Here is a 2754-nt window from a genome sequence, read left to right on the forward strand (position 1 = left end):
CGCTCTTCCGATCTTTGCGATTTGGTGGCTGATTTTTTCGAAAACAGTACACTGGCACAGTGATCAGCTTAAACCCCCATTATTCAGGAATTAGGGGGCCGGGGAGCAATGTAACAGCCAACCGACTTAACTGTCTGAAAGAGGATAATCTTCAGACAAGATTTAACGAGGCGAGGCCGTCGGCTGTTATGCATGGTCGGAGGTCTTAACTGACTTCCCTGTTCCATTGCTCCCCAGACCCCAATTACCAGCCTCTAAGCTTGAAGAGTCGTCCCTGATCTCCTTCGTCGTGCAACAATACGATGATTTCGTCGGAGCTAAATATCGGGCTTTGATCTTCTGTACGGGGGTGTAAGCCGGAACCCCGGAAAATTCCGTCGGAAAACGTCACCAGAGCGGTTTACGGCTGCTTTTGCTATCCGACACGGTTTTCCGTACATGTTTTGGCCGCTCAATCAAACAGTTTTCGGCTTGGCGACGTCGCAGCCGGAAAATAACTGTTTGGCGTCAATCCGCACCAGTACTGGCTTCCCGCCCATGACGGAAATTTCTGGGATTCCGGCTTACAACCCCGATATGCTTTTTAGAAAAAATCGGAGAGGCGACAACTATCCTGACACCGGGGGCTAAATCCAGCCGAAAAACACGGGCCGCCCGGAATCCTGGTATGCCGCTATGGAACTAAACCCATAATATCGACCACAGACATCATATGTGTCATCTACGAATGGGAAAAACATATGAAAACAAATTTTGATCGATGGGTGGATGCGCTGATAGCGCGTTACAAGCTACCTACGCCAGCCGGAAAGCAGTTCGAGGATGAGGTTTATCGCTTTATGGTCAACGACGATATTCCCGTTAAGATTTATGGAGAACGTGACGGTTGTATTTATTTACATAGCACTCTTGGTGCGTATCAAGATAAGTACGAAGGATTTAGTCGTGAGCTACTTCAAGCCAATGACTTTAGCCTAAAAAAACCCTGTCTGATATTAGGTCTTGATAATCAATATAATCTGATTTTGCATGCTCGGCTGTTGCCAGCGGACATCGAAGGCGCACAGGGGATCGCAAGTTTTGAGCACTTTATCGATAGCAGTAGCGCAATAAAAAACCACTTCAATCTTAAGTGAGGAATCTTCCATGGGCATATGTGCATCATCCAGTCGCAACCAATATAGTCCAGCAGTATCTAATACCTGTTCACCTCAGCATGTCGCGTCGCACGAAAACCAAGCCAGCAGCGGCGGAAATCGTATTACGTCTGTAGACCAGCTAAACTCTACTGAGCGTAAACGGTTTTTAGAACGGCAAGATCCTATGCGCATGTTTAATTTCAAAAAAAATACGCCGGTTTACCGAACGATGTCACCTGAGTTTCTTGTCGACGGCAGGGTAAGCGGTAACCCCATTTCAAGGACATGGGTTCGTGATCATGAGAGTCTGAGGCCAAATCCAAATGGCGGCTTCCCTGAAGGGACCTCAAATGCGTATTGGCCAGTCATTCGTGAGGCTCGTGACCTAGGCCCCTCATTGAACGTAATGACAGGTGGGCCTTCATATAGTCGCGATGGGGATATCAATGTTCGGATGCGGCTAGGTGATTTTATTGATCGAGGCGGGAAAGTTTATCTTGATAATTCTGCTGCGGGGGGAGATAGACAAAACACGATCCCGTTAGTCATCACTCTACCTGAAGGACAAAGCGTGCCAGCTGAACAGATTGACTAAGTGTAGCTGCTCGCATTTGAAATGCGTGGGCTCGCTAAACCGTAGTGGGCTCACGCGATTCGAGATTAGCTGAGTGAACCGCCCCGGGTTTCTCGGAGACCCTTTTGTTTGAGTCATGCCACCTGGGCAGACTCGGTGAGTTGCTGATAATAGATTGCTTCTGCCTCGACCGGTGGAATATGACCGATTGGCTCCAGCAGGCGGCGGTGATTGAACCAGTCCACCCATTTCAGGGTTTCCAGCTCCACCGCCCCCCCGTGTGGGCCAAGAGCGTCGATGAATCACTTCAGCCTTGTAAAGACCATTGATGGTCTCAGCCAAAGCATTGTCGTAAGAGTCACCGACACTCCCGACCGATGGCTCAATACCGGCTTCGACAAGACGCTCGGTATAGCGAATTGACACGTACTGCACGCCACGGTCACTGTGGTGAATGAGTCCACCCTGCTTGACTGGGCGACGGGCGCAAAGGGCTTGCTCCAGTGCATCGAGTACAAAATCGGTACGCGCTGAACTGGACACCTTCCAACCGACGATGAATCGGGCAAAGACATCAATGATGAAGGCCACGTAAACAAAACCCTGCCAGGTACTGACGTAGGTAAAGTCCGATACCCATAGGGCGTTCGGGCACTCAGCCACAAACTGACGGTTGACATGATCCTGCGGGCACGGCCTGGCTTGGTCGCTGACCGTCGTCTTGACGGGCTTGCCGCGTACCACGCCTTGCAGACCCAGCTCTCCCATCAGGCGTTGCACCGTACAGCGGGCGACTTGCTGGCCTTCACGCAGCAACTGTCGCCAGACCTTGCGCACGCCATATACCTGGAAGTGCTCATCCCAGACTCGCTGGATATGCTCACCCAGTTCCTGGTCACGCTGCGCACGTGCTGACCGCTGGCTGGGGTCAGCTTGATGCATAGGAATTTCAAAATGCCTATGCATCAAGTTGACGCTATGAAGGAGGCGTCATGTCTTCATAGCGATGCGTAGGAAGACGCTGATGCGTTACTTATGCAG

At 50.8% G+C, this 2754-nt stretch carries 2 protein-coding genes and 1 pseudogene; 2 read left to right on the top strand and 1 reads right to left on the bottom strand.

From position 1 onward, the window contains the following. Positions 1–740: 740 nt before the first annotated feature. Together DW49_RS0124140 and DW49_RS1000000131100 are read left to right on the top strand one after the other, a co-directional pair. A complete protein-coding gene (locus DW49_RS0124140) occupies positions 741–1136 on the top strand; it encodes a CesT family type III secretion system chaperone (protein ID WP_024420708.1) in 396 nt (131 codons plus the stop codon). Positions 1137–1146: 10 nt separating this feature from the next. After that, a complete protein-coding gene (locus DW49_RS1000000131100) occupies positions 1147–1734 on the top strand; it encodes an AvrPphF family type III effector (RefSeq protein WP_081591645.1) in 588 nt (195 codons plus the stop codon). A 113-nt stretch (positions 1735–1847) separates the two neighbouring features. On the opposite strand, the pseudogene DW49_RS1000000131105 reads toward DW49_RS1000000131100, so the two are convergent. Beyond that, positions 1848–2649, bottom strand: a pseudogene (locus DW49_RS1000000131105) (IS3-like element IS51 family transposase); the annotation flags it as partial. Positions 2650–2754: the final 105 nt, after the last annotated feature.

Source organism: Pseudomonas avellanae BPIC 631 (assembly GCF_000444135.1).
Classification (GTDB): Bacteria; Pseudomonadota; Gammaproteobacteria; order Pseudomonadales; family Pseudomonadaceae; genus Aquipseudomonas; species Aquipseudomonas avellanae.

Excerpts from the sequence above, each read along its gene's own strand:
- DW49_RS0124140 (WP_024420708.1), top strand. The coding sequence starts at position 741 with ATGAAAACAAATTTTGATCGATGGGTGGATGCGCTGATAGCGCGTTAC.
- DW49_RS1000000131100 (WP_081591645.1), top strand. The coding sequence starts at position 1,147 with ATGGGCATATGTGCATCATCCAGTCGCAACCAATATAGTCCAGCAGTA.